Here is an 18025-nt window from a genome sequence, read left to right on the forward strand (position 1 = left end):
GCTACAAGGAGGGCACCGTTGTCCAAGGGCAAGATTACCCGGTTGTTGGGAGACTGGAAAGGGTATCGTGTTGGAACTGTTCAGCGCCTTGAAGCCAGCGAAGCTCGGAAGCACCCCGAAGTCTGGATCGAGTTGATTCCAATCAGGCGAAGGCGAATGAGATGCAGCGGGTGCGGCAGGCTTGTCTGCGCAGTTCACGACTATGTCGAACGCTGGGTTCGTGACTTGCCTGTATTCGACGCGGCAACGCATTTGCTCGTTATCCGGCGTCGGGTCCATTGTCCCGTCTGTGGACCAAAGCTGGAGCAGCTTCCTTGGCTCGACAGGTATTCGCGTGTCACAAGGCGGCTGGCCGAGTCCGTTGTTCGGCTCTGCCGCATACTTCCCATTAAGCACATCGCGGAATGCTACGGCCTGAACTGGAAGACCGTGAAGACAATCGACAAGCGGTACCTAACGGAAAAACTCAATCCCATTGACTTGAAAGGCGTCAAGGTTGTCGCAATGGATGAGTTTGCCATCCGCAAAGGACATCGCTACGCCACGATCATCGTCGAGCCCTACACCAAGCGGGTTCTGTGGGTAGGAAGAGGCAACAGCCGGGAGAGCATCCGACCATTCTTTGAACTGCTTGGCCGTGATGGTTGTGCCCGAATTGAGGCCGTTGCAATGGACATGAATGGTGCGTATGCCGCCGAGGTGAAGGCGCAATGCCCGAAAGCCGAGATCGTCTACGATCTATTTCATGTCGTTGCCAAGTATGGCCGAGAAGTAATCGACCGCGTCCGAAACGATGAGGCCAAACGCCTCAATCATGACAAAGACGCCCGTAAGGTTGTCAAAGGCTCACGATGGCTGCTCCTGCGCAACAGGCGGAATCTCATGCGACAGGAAGATCGAATCCGGCTCTATGACCTGCTTCGAGCCAACAAAAATTTGATGAAGGTTTATATCCTCAAGGAGGATTTGAAGCGACTCTGGGACTACCGATACTCCAAAGCTGCCAAGCGGTTTTGGAAAGGTTGGTACCGCCGCGCCATGCAAAGCCGAGTCGAGCCGCTCATTAAATTCGCTAAGCGCCTCAAACCCTACATCTCGGGCATTATCTCACACTGCCGATATCCGCTACACACCAGCCTACTCGAAGGGATCAATAACAAGATCAAGGTGATCAAACGGATGGCCTACGGCTTTCTCGACGACGAGTACTTCTTTCTCAAAATCAGAGCAGCCTTCCCCGGAATTGGGAGATGAACCTTATTTTTTTGGACAGTGACGGGAACATCGTGGCCGTGGCGCCGCGCGGCATCCGCGGGGTGGATTTCCCTATCCATCTGACGCAATCAAACACCCAGCGCCATGTGCTGACCTCCCCCATCATCTCCCCGCATTCCGGCAAGCTGGTGGTTTTTACCAGCATCCCGACGGATGCGGGGGGCAAGGTGGTGGCCGAACTCAGTCTGGATGCCCTCCAGCAGTTTATTTATGGATTTGTGTCCTCGGAGCGGACCATTATCCTCACCGACGCATACGGCAACCTCATCGTGCACCCGGACCAGGAGTTGGTGCGGGTGCAGTACAATATTGGCTCGCTGGATATCTTCACCCAGCCCCCGCAGTCCAATGAGGCGCAGTTTTATACTGCGGGCGACACCCTCTATTTTGGGACACTGACGCATATCCCGGGGACGGGGTGGCGGCTGTTGGTTGCCACCAAGGCGCGGACCATTTTCCGGCCTGTTGTGGTCTTTGGCGTGCTCATCGCCTTTTTGACGTTCTGTGTCTTCATGATGGTGCTTGTCGCTTTAACCAAGGAATTCCGCACCAATGTCATTGCGCCTATGCAGCGGTACAGTGAGGGCCTCACCGCGGTGGCCGAAGGGGAATACCCCACGCCGCCGGCGCAGGGGAGCGAGTATTCAGAGCTCGCGGAATTTGACAAGGTCTTTGGTCGCATGTCGGCCAAAGTGCGCGAGCGGGAACAGGAACTCCGCGTCTCGCGGGCGTTTTTCCAAAGCGTTATCGACTCTATGCCCTCGGTGCTCATCTGGGTGGATGAGGAGCATGTGGTGCGGCTGTGCAATACGAGGGCGCGGGAGATCTTCGGCGAGAAGGCCGACATGACCAAAGGTCCCCGCCCGCTGGAGGCCTTCTTTGCAGATCAGCCGGATATCGTTTCTGTGGTACACGGCGCAACCAAAGAGCAGGAATGTCCCTGTACGCTCAAGCGGCGTAGCGTAAACAGCGACCTTTTGACGCTCTATGATGTGACAGTGTTCCCTCTCGTTGGCGGGGAGATGGGCGGGGTGGTTGTGCGTATGGACGACGTAACCGCACAGGTCCGCATGGAAGAAATTATGGTCCAGACCGAGAAAATGATGTCCGTAGGCGGACTCGCTGCTGGAATGGCTCACGAAATCAACAACCCACTTGGGAGCATCCTGCAGGGAGCGCAAAATCTACGGCGGCGGTTTTCGCCTGATATCAAAGCGAACATTCAAGCCGCTGAAGCCGTAGGATGTCCTTTGGAGACGATGCAGTCCTACCTGGAAGCGCGGAAGATTCTGCGAATCGTGGACGGCATTGCCCAGTCCGGCAAACGCGCGGCGGACATTGTGGCTAATATGCTGGAGTTCAGCCGGCCGGGAAAGTCTGAAAAAAGAGCCATCAGCGTGACGCAGCTTGTGGAGGCGTCCCTTGACCTCGCCACCAAGGATTATGACCTCAAGAAGAACTACGACTTTCTGCGCATCACCATCGTGCGGGAGTTCGCCGAAGGACTGCCAGATATAATTTGCTCACGGACTGAAATTGAACAGGTGCTATTCAATCTGCTGAAAAACGCGGCGCAGGCCATGGCGGACGAAGAGGCACCAGACAAAACCCCAACAGTCACCATCCGCACTCGCAAGGACCCCGGCGGCGTCGCCATCGAAATCGAAGACAACGGCCCCGGCCTCCCCCCCGACCTCCGTCGCAGAATTTTCGAACCCTTCTTCACCACCAAACCCACCGGCATAGGAACAGGCCTCGGCCTGTCCGTGTCCTACTTCATCATAACGCAAAACCACGGCGGCTCACTCTCCGTAGATTCCAGCCCTGGGCATTGGACGCGGTTTAGTGTGGTGTTGCCTGTGGGGGGCGAGATATAAGACACTTATGTCATTACATAGTAGATCATTCCAGAGGATGGCGACCCAATAAGCCACTTAATCGGCCAGAAAACATTGCCCAACGATATTTACATCCAAGGGCTCCTCTCCTAATGGATTCGAAGGGAAGTCTCAGTAGTGGGTAAAAAACATTAGATAGCTTGAAAAGCAAACTAAATTTATGCTTCCTTAAAAGATGCATTCTTCCTGCGGCATACAGCTTGACCTTTCTGTCAGAATAATTTGCGTCAAACGGGGAGGGGTGAAGGACGCGAATTTTAGAACTTCTATGAATCTCCGAGTGTTGATAGACAGAAAGAAGAAAATCGGTATCCTCTCCGCACCCAAACGGGAGGCCGGAACCTGGTCCTAATTCAGGATCAAATTGTATTTCTGCGAGGCTTTCTCGACGATAAAATTGGATACATGTCCCAGCATGGTAAAAAAGCCCACGCCTTGACATGACTCCATCCTCTACCGAGGGCAAAGCATGATCCAGGGTAGGAGTCCATACCCCAAGCAAAGCTCCACAACTGGGCGTACTTTGAAAATATTTAACGACAGAAGACAGTGTGTCTTCTGTGTACCAACAATCATCATCGGGGAAAGCAACGATGTCAGCAGTCGATTTGTCTAACAAAGAATTACGTGCAACTGAGACGCCTTTTTTCGGAAGTCTAAGATGCTCAATGCGTAAATCGGGAAAATCATCTAGGAGGTCTTCTAGGTACCCATTAGAGTTTTGATCGCCTATGAAAATTTTTATATTCTTATAACTCTGATGTCTTATAGAACGCAGCAGGCGTCTTAATTCCCGTTTTCGCCCAACCGTCGCTACAAGCAAATCTACCTGTGGAGAGCGTGATAAGCGTGGCATATTAACGTTGTGCAGCGGAGCAGTCCAAAGTCTTTTCCGACCGTGTAAAAGGCGAGGCATATCAGCAATTATGAGGCCAGCTTTTTGTCCAAAAAAATGACTAGCAGCTAAGCAAAACCATGTCCTTACAAGTCGGAGAAAAGGTTTAATAGGGAAATCATTGGGAAAATAGAAGCGAGAACAACGTAGCAATTCCTTTTCACTTCGCACCATAGATTTTAAATCACCACTTACCCCACCTACAAGCATATTTGAAAAAACACAGGCCCCGATAAGCACATTGTGTTCTCGAAGCGTTCTGCACAGGAACTCGTAGTCACCTGCAATTGAGTATTTAGTAGAAAATTTATTATCCTCAAAAAGTGAACGCTTATGGAAAAGGCCAGGATGAGGTATACTCATCCCCTGGGCAAGAGACTGCCAAGGTCTTACCGCAGGATTGAGGTTATCAAGAATTTGACCTGTCTGACTGATAAGATGGACTGGAGTTGCATAATATTCATAAGCCTTAGAGAGACCTTTCAGAGCCTCGATACATTGCTCCAAATTATCCCAAATCAATGTGTCTCCAGCCCCAACAAACACAACCCAATCACCTGAAATACGCCTTAACGCCTTATTCCAAGCATCGTAAATTCCATCATCTGGACAGGATTCGAACTTAATCGGCAAAAACGGTAAAAAGTTAGCTACAACATTGTCTATTTCGTCTGAAGAGCAACCATCTTGGATAACGATCTCATATACAAAAGAAGAAGTAGCGGGAAAGCATGAAAGGGTTTTGTATAAAAGATCTGAAGAGTTTTTGGTTGCTATAACAAAAGAAAGGCTAGTAAAACTTGACATAGCCAGAACATCTCCAAGACGCGGTTAAAAATCTGACCTACTAGGCTAGTCTTCATACAGATTTTGGAATACAGCCTCTCGACAGAAGCCTCATGAAAGGTGCAAGACGCCCGGTAGTTCTCCCATTGTTATGAGGCCTGAAAAGTAGAGACTATACACCCATTCTCAGTTTCTGCATTGGGGTGATGCTGTAAAGTCTCCTTTCTTAGGGCCAGCTAAGGGCAGAGACTCCTGGCAGTTTTCAGGGGGTTGGCCCGGCGGACAGGGGCAGCCCCCAGCCCGCCGGGCAGCAAAATTTATCGGCGACATATTACCCAGAGATTAATGAGGTCGTTCCTCGTTGTACTCACGGATAAAGTATTCTGTAATGGCCCGAACTTCGCTCAGACTGTTGAACACATACAAATCCAGGACTTCTTCTCTGTAGGTCCGATTGAACCGCTCAATGTATGAGTTTTGGGTTGGCTTGCCAGGCTGAATGAACTCCAGATTAACGCCATGGGATTCGGCCCAGGCCGCCATGACACTCCCCGAGAACTCCGGACCATTGTCCATTCGCAAGGTCTTAGGATAGCCGCCACGCACTTCGGCAACCCGATCCAGCACCCTTACCACCCGTCCTGCTGGCATATTGGTATCGATCTCCACGGCCAAGGCTTCTCGATTGTAATCATCTACAGCATTGAACGTCCTAAAGACGCGACCACTGTAAAGTGTGTCCCGCATGAAATCGATCGACCAGCAATGATTTGGCGCAAGCGGCTGGGCTACAGCCGTCCGAGAGGTTTGCGGAAGCCGCTTCTTGACCTTGCGCTTCAGATTCATCTTCAAGAGGCAGTAAACCCTCCAAACCTTCTTGTGATTCCAGGATTTGCCCTGCTGTCGAAGGACGTTGAAAAGCTTGCTGAAGCCCCATGTAGGCTTTTTTTCGGCTAGTGCAGTCAAGGCTGCGATGACATCCCTGTCGTCTCGCGGATGCGGCTTGTAGGTGTAGTAGCTCCTGCTGATGCCCATGGCCGCGCATGCCTTGCGCACGCTCAACTCGAACGCGTTGACCATGTGCATGACACACTCCTTGCGTTGAACTGGCCTCAGAGTTTTTTTTCGATTCCATCCTTGAGCGCCATGTTTTCTAGGCTGAGATCGGCGAACATTTGTTTGAGCTTGCGGTTCGCGGCTTCGAGATCATTCGGTAGTCCTCCCATTTTTAGGAGGGCTGAAAAGTAGAGGCTATACAGCCATTCTCAGTTTCTGCATTGGGGTGATGCCGCCAATGCCCATGTTGGGCCTTTCGTTGTTGTAGGTCCAGAGCCAGCGTGTAGCATAGTCTTGGAATTCCTCGATACTCGCTAACAGATGCTGACTCATCAGTCATAACGAACAGTGCAATTATACCGCTCGACGTATGCATTGTGCGGCGGCTGACCAGGCTGAATCTATTCGAACCGGATTCCCTGTTTTTCAGCCCAATGCTGCAGCTTCTGCTCACATATACCGGCCCGTTGTCGCAGCGAATTGCGTCCGGCTTGCACCGCCATTCAATGATCTGTTCCAGACTACGGATGACGCGCTCCGTCGGTAGTGAGAAATCCACCTCGATGTCTAATCCCTCGCGATTGAAGTCATCAAGGACATTAAGGAGCCGAAAAGTTCTGCCATTCTCAAGTTGGTCGTGCATGAAATCCATGGACCAGACCAGATTTGCTTCTTTCGGTTGGGTCAGCGGTTCTGGTTTCTCGCATTTGAGGCGTTTCTTAAGCTTGATGCGCATATTCAAACCCAGTTGGCAGTAGAACCGGTACACCCGTTTATGGTTTCAGCCAAAGCCCTGCACGTTGCCCAAATGTAGTAAGAACAGCCCGAAGCTCAAGTTTCACTGATTGCGTGTCAACCAGATGAGCCTGTCAGCAATCAAGTCGTTTTCAAGAGTTAGCCCGGGTGATATCAACCGCCTCACAGGCTTGGCTAATGTTGAGTTTGTCCATCACGGCTTCTTTGTCCATCTCGCGGCGACGAGACGCCCTTAAAAATTTTTTGCAAGCGACTCAGCAACAACTTCCGCTTTCATCTTCTCTTCAGCATAACTGCGCTTAAGCAAGGCGTTTTCTCTTTCAAGCTCCTTCATTCGAGCCTTCAGAGATGCCATCTATCCCGCCGTACTTAGCTCGCTACTTGTAAAACGTGGCACTGTTCATACCGCGTTCACGGCAAAATTGAGCACCAAGGATACCATTCTCGGCCTGCTTAAGGAGCCCCAAGATCTGCGAGTCAGAGTAACACGATTTCTTCATGTCGAATCTCATCGGTTAGGTTCACGAGAAAATTATACTTTTCAGAACCACTCTTTTCCGGAGGGGAGACCAAACGAAAATATTTTCTTAAAACGGCTTTTCAAAAACATCAAAGCCAAGCGGAGCACATAACGCGGGACCAGCGACCGGTTCCGCAGTGGTATTAGATGCTTATTGGCGCTATAAAAAGCACACATAGACTTAACCAAGGCAAAATACTGTATACCCTTTGAATAAGAGTCACTAATTTGGTCGCCACCATGCATATAGTATTTGCAATAACAACCTGGCACATAAGCCCATGTGGTTACAGTCAGGAAATATTTGAACATAAAATCCATATCTTGATTGCGTTCCAATTCAGTATTCCACTGTAAACCCTTTATGATAGAACTCTTTCGCAAAAGTGGAGCCATAATAGAGACACTTTTAAAACGCTTCATATAAGTAAAAATATCCCCATCATTGGTAACTTTTTTTAAAGTTCGCCCATTACTATCGACATACGCAAAATCACAAAGCGCAAATGAATCTTCCGAATTTTCAAGGCTAGAAATCTGATCCGAAATTTTGCAAGGTTCTAACACATCATCAGAATCCAAGAACTGTATATAGTCTCCAGAAGCATGGGCCATTCCTAAATTACGTGCAGAACAGGCTCCAAGATTTTCCTGCGCCAAATACAACAGGGACTTACTGGAACTTTCAAATCTATCTTTAAAAGATTTTACGACACCACCTGTTCCATCAGTCGACCCATCATCCACAACAATGACTTCAATATGAGGATAACGTTGAGACAGACAAGAGTTTAAGGTTCTTCCTATAACACTGCGCCTGTTAAAAACAGGGACAATAACACTGACCAAAGCGTAATTTTTTGTCACCACCGACATACCTACTTTACGTAATACAACACTTTAGAGTTCACAATTTAAAAGGAGATTGCGAAACTAGAGGTCCACATAAAATTCAAAACTCAGTAGCAGAAGCAATCCCTAGACACTCAGGTCTAAAGTCGTCAATGACATTAAACGTTCACAACACTTTTCGCTGACCAATGCGTCACACATATTTTACGTTAGGAGGGACCTCAAGGGGCTTGGGGGTATCAAGGGACAGGGTATCTTTCCTTTGCGACGTGAATTTAAATTGAACCAACAGTAGACGCAAAAGACCCGTTTGTGATTCCAGCAAAGACTGTTTTTCGTATCACGTAGGGAATTTTGCCTAAACCGTACCAGAGATATTTCACGGCCAGCCGCAGAAGCGCTTCAATCAACGGCGAATCGTTAGTGGAGAGGGCTTATACGCATAACCTGATGGGCGATGTCCTACACTGTCCTACTAACGTTCTTCTCTGACAGATTCGATGTACTCGTTAATGGTTTCTATGGGACGACGTCCCATGTTTCTATACCCTTGGTGTGAGCGTTCAGTATTGTAGTAGGTCAGCCAGGTGTCCAGGTCGGCCTGGAGTGCTTCTACGGTCTCATAAAGCGTTGTTCTGAAGGCTTCTCGAAAGAACTCATCAAGCACAGTGCCATTAAACCGCTCGACAAAGCCATTTGTCCGAGGTGATCGCACCTTGGTACGGCGGTGTTCAATCTCGTTGAGGGACAGATAGAGTTCATATGGATGGGTCTCGGTTCCGCAAAATTCCCTGCCGTTGTCAGTAAGGACAGCGGAAACGGCAATTTCCTTTTCCTCGTAGAACGGCATGACGTCGTTGTGAAGGACGGAAACGGCAGCCTCTGGGCGCTTGCTGGTATGCAGAAAGCCGAAGGCATAGCTTGAGAAGGAATCGACGACGACATGCAGGTAAACTCGCCCCACCCCTTTGAGACGTCCCACGTAAAAGGTGTCTTGGCACAACAGCTCCCCAGGGCGAGAACTCTCGACGTGTCGTTCTTTAAAAACGGGATTTTGTTTTTCAATGAAAGCGACCTGTTCGCCCGATAATTCAATGGGTTCGCCAGCTTGCTTCTGCTCAAGCTTAAGCCAGCGGTCGTACTTGGTGCCCATGCCATTCTTGATCAAGATGTTTTGAATGGTAGGGGAGCTCACCGAAACACCGATGAGTTTGAGCTGATTGGAAAGGCGAACGCACCCCCAAGCAGGATGAGCTAGGCTCAATTCCAAGATTTGCTCGACCACCTCCTCGGAGGTGGTGAAAGGGTGGGACTTCGGAATAGGCGGCAGATCTTTGAGCCCTTCAAGGCCGTGAGTCTGGAAACGCCGCTTGTACTCGTAGAATTGACTACGATGCATACCGCGTCGCCGGCAGGCTTCACTGACGTTTCCCAAGCTCTCTGCAAGCTCAAGCACACTCATACGCTGGCGGGCGACTTTCTCTGCAGCTTTCATGGGGCCTCCATCGTGAGACTGTACCCCAAAATCTGTCTGAGGACTAACCTAGTAGGTCAAATAAGGACTTTTTCAACACGCTGTTAATCCAGCTCCTGGTAAATTTCACCCAGCCGCTTCCCCTGGGTCACAGCATCGTATTCGGACTCAATGTGCTTGCGAGCATAGGCAACCCGCTGCTTCCACAGCTCAGGAGCGATCAGCCATTTCTTTAAAATAGCAACCACACCGTCCACATCTCGTTCTTCGGTCAACCAACCCTCTTCTCCATAATTGAGCACCGAGGGGATATCGCAATGGGTTGTGCTGATTACGGGCATGCCGGTGGCGGCCATTTCAATAATCGATACGGGAGCACCGCCTTCGGTGTCTCCGGATGCAGCGGTGACGCTGGGGGAAACGAAAAGGTGATTGTTGTACGCTTCGTGAATCATGCGGGCATGGGGCTGGTATCCGAGAAATGTGACTCTGGAACTCAGCGCATGGCGCTCAATGGCGCTCAGGATCTCCTGTTTTTCCTTGAGACAAACCTTAGACCCGGGTGGAGCATCACCAATGATGGTCAGATGCACATCATGGTCTTTGGAAATTCTCCCCAGAGCTTCCACAGCATAGGGCAGCCCCTTTTTCTCGGTAAACCTCCCGGCCAGCAGAACGCGGAGCGGTTCACCCTGTTTCCAGGCTCTCGGCTGATAAGGATATCTGTCCAGTTCGATGCCCAGGTGCTGAATCCTGATTTTGTCCGCCGGGCAACCGAGAGATTCCAAGCAGCCCCCCATATGCGGGCCTTCACACAAAAAGCGGTCCACGCTTTTGAACAGATCTGCGTACCTGTCGCGCCAGACCTGCTGCACGGGCAATCTACTGATATCAGCTCCGTAAAATGTAACCACATGCCGCGTCCCGCTTTTTTTTACCAGCGGCATATCCGCCCAGCCCTGATCGCCGAAATGAGAATGCACGATATCCGGCCCGATCAGCCTGGCCTTTCCCGCCATGTACGGCAGATTAGTTCTACCGCCCATTTGGGACCAGACCTTGCGCCATGCCTTTTGGGTAAACTGCATCCAGGGGGAGGCTTCCTGCTCAAAGCAATGAATATTAGCCATGGGAAACTGATCTAGATTCTGTGTTCGGGTGCAGAGGATATGCTGCTCAAAAGGAGCAGGAAGATATTTGCACTGGGTGTGCATCCAGGTTTGAGTCTGAGGGAGCCAAGTGGAGGAGGTATGGAGTATTTTCAGACTCATGACTCCAGCCCGTGACGAAATTTTTTATTGTAAACCTGCTGGAGCCAAAGTTCGAAAGTCAGATAGCGACATAAGTTGTCAGATTTATTTGCACCATTCATGTGCGATTGCAAATCAGATTCAACCTTTTGGGGATCAATAAATTCAGAATATAATGCATCTCTATCATTCAAAAATGAAGTAAAAATATCCTTGCCGGAATTAGTCCTGATCCAATCCGAATAATTTGAATAGCTCTTTGTTCCAGATGAAAGCCCAGTCATTCGCCCCAGCTTTCCTTTTACTCTGTTAAAAAAGGAATGAATCATAACCTTTTTTGGAGAAATGTTAATAGGAAAGCCTGTGTTCTGCCAGGGGATATCTTTGTAGTAATTACTGAAGCTCATTAAAAGCATTTTATTGTAAATATATGAATTTTGGCGAAGAGATTCAGGGATCGAAACAGTAAGCTCCATTAAAGCATTATCGAAAAAAGGAATCCTGCAATTCATAATCTTACTTACTGTAATAGGACCAAAAGCAACGAATTTTTTCCCCCTATTTTCAAACTTCTGAATTGTACTCCAACGAGAATCATTAAAATAAGATCCGCCCAGAATAGCATCGCCTAAAAACCCGTTCAAAGAAATATTCATCCTTTGAGATTGGCTTAGCAAAGATTCTATGCCATGCATATGCAACAAATCAAACTGCCCGTCTGTCCACCATACGCCTTCAATTCTAGGCAAAATCCAATTTTGATCATCAATAGTTTCGACATGATGAACAGCGCCTTTCATCCTGGCAACGTGACTTGCAATGCGAACATCATCACAGCCGGATTTTCCAAAAGTGACCGCATGAATCGGGTGCCCTGTATCCGGCATGGCTGCCAAAATGGCCCGGGAATCCAGGCCACCACTTAAGGTAAGTCCGACTTTTTCACCGGATCGACATCTTTTCTTGACGGATTCAATAAACAGCCTGCCAAGTTCTTCTGCAAGCTCCCTTTCATCAATTCTACCCTCCAAGGGTTTAATCTCATCCCACCACCAATATCTTTTCTGAGTCGTCGATTGTGTTCGTAAATCATAGCGAAGAACGGTACCCGAGGGCAAAAGCTCCACTTCATTGAACCATGTTCTGTCTTCAAGAAGATAGCCGATTGAAAAAAAATCATGAACAGAATCTGTGTTGACTGTCGGAGTAATCCACGGACAGGCTAAAAAGGCTTTGACCTCTGAAGCCCAAGACAAAACACCCTTCGTATTCGACCAATACAAGTGCCGCAGACCATATCTGTCCGTAAGCAGAAAAACCTGCTGCTTCTTTTTGTCATAAATAACAGCAGAAAAGATACCGTCAATTTTTTTCAAAAAATCAAGGGTGTCATGGGCAGTATATAATTCAAACAAAATTTCTGGATCTGTCTTTGAAGAAACAAAGTTATCCAGCAACTCATCTTGATTATAAAATTCGCCGTCAAGCCATATAAAAACATCATTATATATATATGGCTGCGATTCTTTTTGAATAATGTTTGTATGTGATCGAGTACATCCCACCAAACCATCATAAAGACATTCATCATCTTTATAAGAATCCTTAAGATGCAAAAATTTTTGCATCTGAATCAGAATCGATGCCCCCTGTTCAAAATCTCCGATAAACCCTGCAAGTCCAGGCATTGACTATCTCACAACCAAAAAGGATTTGATCTCAATGAAAAATGATTTTTCTATCAGATAATATGAAATAATATAGCTCAAACTCCCCACCAATATGCTTAACATGAATACAATTGGCATTGAAAAATTTTCAAAAATTATTTTAGTCATGATTACTGAAAACGACATAATAAGAGAACAAAAAAAAGAAGTTTTGAGTGAATTAAAATAGTGTTTAAAATTTAGACTGATAATTCTATTTACCATCGGTTGGATAATCCAAAAAAAAGGTATCTGCAAAAATAATATCGCCCAAGCAACACCAACAACACCCCATTGCAAGCCTATAAATACCGCAATACACACACAAAGAACTACAAAAATATTCCAATAAAAACCAATATCAGCTCTTCCTTTTGATAACAGGACAGCTCCCATCGGATTTCCTAAAGATTTGAATATACCAACAATACAAAAAATTTGGAGAATTGAAACTGTCGGAGTCCATTTTTCACCGTACACCAAGGGGATAAACTCAGAAGAGACTAACAACATGCCGATTATCATTGGGAAAGTAATTGTAGATATATATTTAAGTATCTTGCAATATCCTTTTTGAATTTTTAAGTTATCAGACTGAACTTTTGAAAAAGCAGGAAACGCAACTCTAGTAATAATAGGGTTTATTTTGGTCAGAGGAAAAATCATTATATTATACGCAAGGGTGTAGTATCCAAGCGCAACAGGTCCAAGAAAACGCCCTATAATGATATAATCTATATTCGCACTGAGATAATTCACAGCACGCTCACCCATCTGAAACCCGCCAAAAGCAAGATAAGACTTTATTTCATGAAAATTAAAATGAAGTTTAGGCAACCATTCGTTTTTAAAAACAAAAAACAAGAATACTACCTGAAAAACACTTCGTACAAACTGCCCAAAAACGAGACTTAAAACCCCATATCCTAAAGCGGCTAATATGATAGCAGTGACCGAGTAAACCAGCGTGGAAAAAATTTCAATTTTTGATAATATTTTAAAACGCAATTCCTTGCGCAAGAGTGTGGTAAAAATCTGACCCAGTGGGGTTATCAAAAAAATGAAGGCAGAATATATCAAATAATCGTTAAGAAGTTTTTCTTGAAAGTACCCGGAAATAATCGGACGCAGCGTTAGAATAAATAAAAAAATTATTATTCCAAGACAAATATTCAACCAGAAAAAACTTGATAGATGCTTGTCCGTAACATCCTGACGATAGATAACAGCATTGCTCAACCCCATATCAGCAAACGCCTGAGCAAAGCCGATAACAACCATTATCATCCCCATCAAGCCGAAGTCTGAAGGGGAAAGTAATCGAGCTAAAACAGCTACTGTAATAAACTGTAAAGCGGTCACAGCCCCCATCGAAAATCCTGACCACTTCACACCAGAAACAGCTTTTTGCTTAATAGACACTATTGTATCTCCGATTTTCTGGCGATAACAGTGTATCCCGCTGTTTCATTTTCATTCCGATCTAGTTTATCCAAAGCAGGGGCAATAAATTGTCCAATGTTCCAAAAAACAATCAGCAACGCTCGAATGATAATTTTCAATATTTTTGGGCCCCGGATATATCTGCAAGTCTGATAATTGAGTTTCAATACAAACATAGACCAGAATCCTGTATTGGCGGTGACATCAACACTGTCAAACCCTGCCTTACTGAACATGTACTTCAAACCATATCTGGTATAACGAAAGTAGTCATAAGGGGCTTCATGTACATGCCACTGGAAAGGAACCTGCAAAAGCATTGCCCCACCAGGTTTTAAAATCCTGAACGCTTCGTTTAAAAAATTCTGAGGTTCGGATAAATGTTCCATCACTGACACGGTAAAAACAGTGTCCGCACACTCATTTTTAATCATATCAAGCGGCTTATTCAAATCAGCAACAATATCTGCTTTCAAGGAATGAAGTGTATTAGACCAATCAACACCGGTATATTTATCAGCGTGTTCAAGGATGAATTTTTCATACGGTCTTTCACCACAACCAAGATCATAGACTATTCCATTGATATTCTCGGCCCATGTTTTCAACCACCGATTTCCTATTTTAAAAACTAGCCAGTTATATTTTGTATAGTCTATTTCATGCATTTGACACCTTTGCGCACTAATAACAAATTATATTTTCTCAAATATCCCCCCACTGCACAAGCCCGTTGGGGGGGCATCCGCCCCAACCTGGACGCCTATTGACAGTCAAAAATTCCACTAAAGGGTTCAAATTCGCTATAAAGCCCCCTTTTCTTAGGGCCAGCTAAGGGTAGAGCCCCTGGCAGTTTTCAGGGGGCTACCCGCCGGGTAGCAACATTTATCGACGACATATAACCCAGAGATTCATGAGGACGTTCCTCGTTACACTCACGGATAAAGCCTTCTCTAATGGCCCAAACTTCGTTCAGGCTGTTGAAAAAATACGAAATCAGTATTTCTTCTCGGTAGGTCCGATTGAACCGTTCGGCGTATGAGTTATGGGTGGGTTTGCCAGGCTGAATTAACTCCAGATTCACGCTATACGATTCGGCCCAGGCCGTCATGACACTCCCCGAGAACTCCGGACCATTGTCCATTCGCAAGGTCTCAGGATAGCCGCCACGCACTTCGACAATCCAATCCAGCACCCTTACCACCCGTCCTGCTGGCATATTGGTATCAATCTCCACGGCCAAGGCCTCTCGATTGTAGTCATCGACAGCATTGAACGTCCTAAAGACGCGACCACTGTACAGTGGGTCCCGCATGAAATCGATCGACCAGCAATGATTTGGCGCAAGCGGCGGGGCTACAGCCGTCCGAGCGGTTTGCGGAAGCCGCTTCTTGGCCTTACGCTTCAGATTCATCTTCAAGAGGCAGTAAACCCTCCAAACCTTCTTGTGGTTCCAGGGTTTGCCCTGCTGTCGAAGGACGTTGAAAAGCTTGCTGCAGCCCCATGTAGGCTTTTTTTCGGCTAGTGCAGTCAATGCTGCGATGACATCACTGTCGTCTCGCGGATGCAGCTTGTAGGTGTAGTAGCTCCTGCTGATGCCCATGGCCGCGCATGCCTTGCGCACGCTCAACTCAAACGCGTTGACCATGTGCATGACACACTCCTTGCATTGAACTGGCCTTAGAGTTTTTTTCGATCACATCCTTGAGCGCCATGTTTTCTAGGCTGAGATCGGCGAACATTTGCTTGAGCTTGCGGTTCTCCGCTTCGAGATCCTTCACCCGTTGGATGTCGGATGCCTCCATGCCGCCATACTTTGACTTCCACTTGTAGTACGTGGCGCTGCTCACGCCGTACTCGCGGCAGACATCGACAACAGTCCGTCCGCCTTCCACTGCCTTCAGGATCATGACAATCTGGTACCCGCTGAACTTCGACTTACGCATTCAAAACTTCCGCCCCACTCTGGGCCAGAAGTCTCTGCTTTGCAATGGACCTTTTTTACGGGGACTTTACAGAAAAAACAAACAATATCATGCAAATTAACTCATCGAAAATTTTAACTTTTACTTTCTTCTTATTTTTTTAAGATTACTTCCCAACTCTATTTTTTCTACAAAATTAATCTTAGCCGGAATCTTATATTGTTCAAGATGGCTTTGACAAAATCGTCTGATTATTTTTTTTGCATCCTTCCTACTCACTTCTTGATTCAAAACAACATCAGTTGTAACGTGATGTCCGGTAATTGCATTTGATTGCCCATAGACCATGCAATCAGCTATTTCTGGAATCTGGATAAGAACATTTTCTACTTCTACAGGAAGAACTTTTTCGCCGCCCACGTTGATAATTTCCTTATTTCTTCCAATAATACGCATATAATTATCATCGACCTGCTCGACCATATCCCCGGTCCTGAACCAGCCGTGTTCATCAAAGGCATTATCATCAACGTTCAGGTACCCCAAAACCTGTGTGCCGCTTTTTAGCCACAATTCTCCATCAACAACTTTATGTTCTACATCTGGATCATCAATTTTAAAAAAGGGGCTGTCTGAGGCCTTGCTACTGGTCCTGGCAATACCTGTTTCGCTAGTTCCAAAGGTTTGCAACAGTCTGATTTTGGGAAAGACCTGCTTGATCCTGAACAGAAGACTCTCCGGCATTCCCTCTGTGCCATAGGTGATCAGGCGGAGCGATTTAAGGTTATAGCGGTTATGCGCTTCACTAATCAATAATAGGTTCAAAAAAGAAGGAGAAGCGGGAAGAACTTTAACCTTATATTTTTCCACAAGTTGGCAAATATGTTCGGCATCTCGATTTTCCGGCAAAATCAAATGCCCCCCCATACTTAACGCATTAAAAAGCGTATTGATTCCACCGATGTGATCAAACATCAGAAAAATTAAAAAAACAACAGGCTTTTGCCTTCGGTCCTGATAAAAACCAAGAAGGGTATCCAGGTCATGGATCATGGCTTTGGGCTTGCCAGTGCTTCCGCTACTAAAAAGCACCAGCCCGGCCCGATCTGTACTTTGCAGCTGCTTCAAGAAATCATGATTGCCGGTTCTTTCAACTCTGGTAATAAACCATTTATCTGAATCAGGGCTAATGACAAAATGTGAAAAGGATTCTTGAACCCTGACCTGAATTTCTTCTTTCTTTTGAATCGTAATGGGAACGAGAATACATTTTTTGAGCGCAAGAGCAATAAACGCAGCTATGGCATGAAATGAATAATCTGAACAAATGGAGACAACACTTCCGGCTGGAATACTATCAAATTTTATGGTGAGCTGTTTGATTTCACATGCCAAATCATTATAGCTGTAATCACCACCTCTATCTGAAATACTAGAACGCTCACCAACCAGTTTGAATTTTTCCAGCAACCAGTGTTTCATTACCCAACTCCTCCAAGATAAACGACCTGTCCGGTAATAAAATCGCTTTTGTCATTGATAAAAAAATCAATGACATTTTTAACGTCTTCAAATTTGCCCATTCTTTTTATGGCCTGTTTTTCAACAAGTTCCTGCATTTTCTTTTGGGGTACCGCCCGGGTAAGATCTGTATCAATAGGAGTAGGACCAATAGCATTGACAGTTACTCCGAATTCACCAAGCTCATTGGCTGTTACAGCAGTCAAGGTTTCCAATGCAGCTTTACTGGATGCATATACGGCCTCTCCTTCAAGGCGAAGAGGCTTTGCTACTGTAGAGAAATTGACAATCCGGCCATATTTTTTACGTATCATCAGTTTGCCTACTTCACGCAAAAAATAAAAACTGCCCAGAACGTTTACCGAATAAATTTTTTGGGCAGTACTACTCGGTGTTGTCAGGCAATGGTTCATGGCCGCCATGCCGGCATTGTTCAGCAGAATATCAATGCCGCCCAATTTATTCCTAACAGCTTTAACCATTCGACTGACAGCCACATCATCGGCAACATCCACTTCAAAATGCGTATAATTTTCATGAACCAAGTCTGAAGTTGAGCGGCTGCAACCAGCAACAACATGCCCTTCAGCAAGATAACTTTCGGCAAGAAATCTTCCAATCCCCTTGGTTGATCCAGTAATGACAATATGTTTGCTGGACATGGG

At 46.5% G+C, this 18025-nt stretch carries 12 protein-coding genes and 2 pseudogenes; 2 read left to right on the forward strand and 12 right to left on the reverse strand.

The window, feature by feature from the left end; genetic code table 11:
- Positions 1-18: 18 nt before the first annotated feature.
- Positions 19-1254 (forward strand): ISL3 family transposase, encoded by a 1236-nt coding sequence (locus ACYQ2T_RS17815; RefSeq protein WP_459897733.1) that lies wholly within the window; start codon positions 19-21, stop codon positions 1252-1254.
- Positions 1251-3152 carry a sensor histidine kinase gene (locus tag ACYQ2T_RS17820; protein WP_459902188.1) on the forward strand — a complete coding sequence of 634 codons (1902 nt, stop codon included), beginning with the start codon at positions 1251-1253 and terminating at the stop codon, positions 3150-3152. Before ACYQ2T_RS17815 ends, ACYQ2T_RS17820 begins: the two co-directional genes overlap by 4 nt.
- Positions 3153-3177: 25 nt before the next feature.
- Here ACYQ2T_RS17820 and ACYQ2T_RS17825 read toward each other — a convergent pair whose 3' ends face one another.
- The 12 genes and pseudogenes from ACYQ2T_RS17825 to ACYQ2T_RS17880 all read right to left on the reverse strand — a co-directional run bounded on the left by ACYQ2T_RS17825 (position 3178) and on the right by ACYQ2T_RS17880 (position 18022).
- Positions 3178-4875, reverse strand: a complete 1698-nt coding sequence (locus tag ACYQ2T_RS17825) for a glycosyltransferase family 2 protein (protein ID WP_459902189.1) — start codon at positions 4873-4875, stop codon at positions 3178-3180.
- A gap of 324 nt (positions 4876-5199) precedes the next feature.
- A pseudogene (locus tag ACYQ2T_RS17830) lies at positions 5200-6062 on the reverse strand (IS3 family transposase); the annotation flags it as partial.
- 43 nt (positions 6063-6105) lie between these two features.
- Positions 6106-7166 (reverse strand): annotated as a pseudogene (locus tag ACYQ2T_RS17835) (IS3 family transposase).
- A 41-nt stretch (positions 7167-7207) separates the two neighbouring features.
- Positions 7208-8062 (reverse strand): glycosyltransferase family 2 protein, encoded by an 855-nt coding sequence (locus tag ACYQ2T_RS17840; protein WP_459902190.1) that lies wholly within the window; start codon positions 8060-8062, stop codon positions 7208-7210.
- 451 nt (positions 8063-8513) lie between these two features.
- Positions 8514-9533 (reverse strand): IS481 family transposase, encoded by a 1020-nt coding sequence (locus ACYQ2T_RS17845; protein ID WP_459898083.1) that lies wholly within the window; start codon positions 9531-9533, stop codon positions 8514-8516.
- An 83-nt stretch (positions 9534-9616) separates the two neighbouring features.
- Entirely contained in the window at positions 9617-10642 is a 1026-nt protein-coding gene (locus ACYQ2T_RS17850) for a glycosyltransferase (RefSeq protein ID WP_459902191.1), read from the reverse strand.
- A 137-nt stretch (positions 10643-10779) separates the two neighbouring features.
- Positions 10780-12450 carry an asparagine synthetase B family protein gene (locus ACYQ2T_RS17855; RefSeq protein WP_459902192.1) on the reverse strand — a complete coding sequence of 557 codons (1671 nt, stop codon included), beginning with the start codon at positions 12448-12450 and terminating at the stop codon, positions 10780-10782.
- A gap of 3 nt (positions 12451-12453) precedes the next feature.
- Positions 12454-13893 (reverse strand): MOP flippase family protein, encoded by a 1440-nt coding sequence (locus tag ACYQ2T_RS17860; protein ID WP_459902193.1) that lies wholly within the window; start codon positions 13891-13893, stop codon positions 12454-12456.
- Positions 13893-14582 (reverse strand): methyltransferase domain-containing protein, encoded by a 690-nt coding sequence (locus ACYQ2T_RS17865; protein WP_459902194.1) that lies wholly within the window; start codon positions 14580-14582, stop codon positions 13893-13895. The genes ACYQ2T_RS17860 and ACYQ2T_RS17865 overlap by 1 nt, the downstream gene beginning before the upstream one ends.
- 188 nt (positions 14583-14770) lie before the next feature.
- A protein-coding gene (locus ACYQ2T_RS17870; protein WP_459902195.1) for an IS3 family transposase occupies positions 14771-15860 on the reverse strand; the annotation gives its coding sequence in 2 pieces (ribosomal slippage) (positions 14771-15611 and positions 15610-15860; 1092 coding nt in all).
- Positions 15861-15980: 120 nt separating this feature from the next.
- Positions 15981-17321: an ANL family adenylate-forming protein gene (locus ACYQ2T_RS17875; protein ID WP_459902196.1), complete on the reverse strand. Its 1341-nt coding sequence runs from the start codon at positions 17319-17321 to the stop codon at positions 15981-15983.
- Complete coding sequence (locus ACYQ2T_RS17880; protein WP_459902197.1) at positions 17321-18022, reverse strand: SDR family NAD(P)-dependent oxidoreductase; 702 nt, start codon at positions 18020-18022, stop codon at positions 17321-17323. The genes ACYQ2T_RS17875 and ACYQ2T_RS17880 overlap by 1 nt, the downstream gene beginning before the upstream one ends.
- Between the last annotated feature and the right edge of the window lie 3 nt (positions 18023-18025).

It is taken from the genome of Desulfobaculum senezii, from assembly GCF_054657395.1.